2 rRNA genes are annotated in these 3,259 nt (G+C 55.3%); both read left to right on the top strand.

Annotated features, from left to right (window positions below):
* Positions 1 to 110: 110 nt before the first annotated feature.
* A 23S ribosomal RNA gene (locus CHB92_RS25250) occupies positions 111 to 3,006 on the top strand.
* A 132-nt stretch (positions 3,007 to 3,138) separates the two neighbouring features.
* Positions 3,139 to 3,250, top strand: a 5S ribosomal RNA gene (gene rrf, locus CHB92_RS25245).
* The last annotated feature ends 9 nt before the right edge of the window (positions 3,251 to 3,259 follow it).

Here is a 3,259-nt window from a genome sequence, read left to right as displayed (position 1 = left end):
AGAAGTTCTTTGACATGATGGGAGAGAGAATAATAGTTTAGGTTACAGTTAATTCTGTAACTCATGCAATAACGAGAAAAGAGGCGGGCCGCCCTTTGAGTAGGGCGGCCGAGAACGCAGAGAAGGGCGCATGGGGAATGCCTAGGCTCTCAGAGGCGATGAAGGACGCGACAAGCTGCGATAAGCTGCGGGGAGGGGCACATACCCTGTGATCCGCAGATTTCCGAATGGGGCAACCCGGCTACTTGAAGAGTAGTCATCCTAAGGGAGGCGAACCCGGGGAACTGAAACATCTAAGTACCCGGAGGAAGAGAAAACAACAGTGATTGCGCAAGTAGTGGCGAGCGAACGCGCAGAAGCCCAAACCGCAAGTGTTACGGCACTTGCGGGGTTGTAGGACCACGTGGTGGGACCAAGTATTGAAGCTTAACTGCCTGGGAAGGCAGGCCGGAGCGGGTGACAGCCCCGTGAGCGTAAGCTGCTTGGCCCTAGTGGTATCCTGAGTAGGGCGGGACCGGAGAAATCCCGCCTGAATCCAGCGGCACCATCCGCTAAGGCTAAATACTCCTGAGAGACCGATAGTGAACCAGTACCGTGAGGGAAAGGTGAAAAGTACCCTGAATAAGGGGGTGAAACAGACCCTGAAACCATGCGCCTACAAGCTGTCGGAGCCGCTTTGTGCGGTGACGGCGTGCCTTTTGCATAATGAGCCTACGAGTTACTCCTCCCTGGCAAGGTTAAGTGTTTTTAGGCACGGAGCCGCAGCGAAAGCGAGTCTGAACAGGGCGCAGAGTCAGGGGGGGTAGACGCGAAACTTTGTGATCTACCCATGGGCAGGATGAAGGCTGGGTAAAACCAGTTGGAGGTCCGAACCAGTTTACGTTGAAAAGTATTTGGATGACCTGTGGGTAGGGGTGAAAGGCCAATCAAACTGAGAAATAGCTCGTACTCCCCGAAATGCCTTTAGGGGCAGCGTCGCGGTGGAGTCATGTGGAGGTAGAGCTACCGATTGGACTAGGGGGAGTCACATCCTACCGAATCCAGACGAACTCCGAATGCCACTTGATATACGCGGCAGTGAGGCTCGGGGTGCTAAGGTCCCGGGCCGAGAGGGAAAGAACCCAGACCGCCAGCTAAGGTCCCTAAATTTAGACTAAGTTGAACAAAGGGGGTCCAGTTGCTTAGACAGCCAGGAGGTTGGCTTGGAAGCAGCCATTCCTTTAAAGAGTGCGTAACAGCTCACTGGTCGAGCGACAGGGCATCGATAATAATCGGGCATCAAGTCTAATACCGAAGCTGCGGATTATAATTTATTATACTGGTAGGGGAGCATTCCCTTTGCAGTGAAGGCGGGCCGGCGAGGCGCGCTGGAGCGGAGGGAAAAGCAAATGTAGGCATAAGTAACGATAATGCGGGCGAGAAACCCGCACACCGAAAGACCAAGGTTTCCTGATCAACGCTAATCGGATCAGGGTTAGTCGGGTCCTAAGGCCGAGGCGAAAGCGCAGGTCGATGGACAGCTGGTTAATATTCCAGCACCGGCCATGCATAGCGATGCGGTGACGGAGAAGTGAAAGGACCGCGCACTGACGGAATAGTGCGTTTAAGGCCGTAGGTATAGGTTTGGTAGTGAAGTACGCCGGACCTGCTGAAAGCCGAAAGTACTCCAACCCTTCGGGGGCGGAGACAGTGTCCCTAATCAGGCTCCCGAGAAAACCCGCTAAGCGTTATGACTGCATGGCCGCCCGTACCGCAAACCGACACAGGTGGTCGAGGAGAGAATCCTAAGGTGCTCGAGTGAATCACGGCCAAGGAACTCGGCAAAATGGCCCTGTAACTTCGGGAGAAGGGGCGCTTCCTTGCAGCAATGCAAGAAGCCGCAGTGAAAAGGCCCAGGCGACTGTTTAACAAAAACACATGGCTTTGCGAAATCGAGAGATGAAGTATAAGGCCTGACACCTGCCCGGTGCCGGAAGGTTAAGAGGGGATGTTAGCCGCAAGGCGAAGCATTGAATCGAAGCCCCGGTAAACGGCGGCCGTAACTATAACGGTCCTAAGGTAGCGAAATTCCTTGTCGGGTAAGTTCCGACCTGCACGAATGGTGTAACGATCTGGGCGCTGTCTCAGCCGTGAGCTCGGTGAAATTGTAGTCTCGGTGAAGATGCCGAGTACCCGCAACGGGACGGAAAGACCCCATGAACCTTTACTATAGCTTAGCATTGACGCTGGGTAACTCATGTGTAGGATAGGCCGGAGGCTTTGAAGCGGCGTCGCCAGGCGTCGTGGAGCCATCCTTGAAATACGGCCCTTGAGTTGCTTGGCGCCTAACCTTACAAAAGTGGGGGACAGTGCTTGGTGGGTAGTTTGACTGGGGTGGTCGCCTCCAAAACAATAACGGAGGCTTTCAAAGGTTCCCTCAGCACGCTTGGTAACCGTGCGCAGAGCGCAATAGCACAAGGGAGCTTGACTGTGAGGCCCACAAGCCGAGCAGGGCCGAAAGGCGGATATAGTGATCCGGTGGTTCCGCATGGAAGGGCCATCGCTCAAAGGATAAAAGGTACTCTGGGGATAACAGGCTGATCTCCCCCAAGAGCTCATATCGACGGGGAGGTTTGGCACCTCGATGTCGGCTCGTCACGTCCTGGGGCTGGAGAAGGTCCCAAGGGTTCGGCTGTTCGCCGATTAAAGTGGCACGCGAGCTGGGTTCAGAACGTCGTGAGACAGTTCGGTCCCTATCTGTTGTGGGCGTCGGAGATTTGAGGGGTCCTGACCTTAGTACGAGAGGACCGGGTTGGACGAGCCTCTGGTGGACCTGTTGTGGCGCCAGCCGCAGCGCAGGGTAGCTACGCTCGGACGGGATAAGCGCTGAAAGCATCTAAGTGCGAAACCCGCCCCAAGATGAGATCTCCCTTAAGGGCCGTCAGAGACGATGACGTTGATAGGCCGCAGGTGTAAAGCTAGAAATAGCAAAGCCGAGCGGTACTAATTGCCCGAGCGCGTTCTAAAGCCCAGGCACTATGCCCTGGCAAGTGCGCAAAGCACAGGCCGAACAACGGCCCGCCCCTTACACTCGCTCTCTCCCTTTTCATGTTAAAAGACTTTACAAAGCATCCGGCACGGCACACTCCGTGCGAAGATAATGGTGGCTATGGCTCCGGTGAGCACCTCTTCCCATCCCGAACAGAGAAGTTAAGCCCGGACGCGCCGATGGTACTGGTGTCACAGCCGGGAGAGTAGGTGGCCGCCAACCCCAACAACC

The organism is Pontibacter ummariensis, from assembly GCF_900188175.1.
GTDB classification, from domain to species: Bacteria; Bacteroidota; Bacteroidia; order Cytophagales; family Hymenobacteraceae; genus Pontibacter; species Pontibacter ummariensis.
The sequence above is the reverse complement of the archived record's forward strand: the minus strand, read 5'-3'. Positions and strand labels throughout refer to the sequence as shown.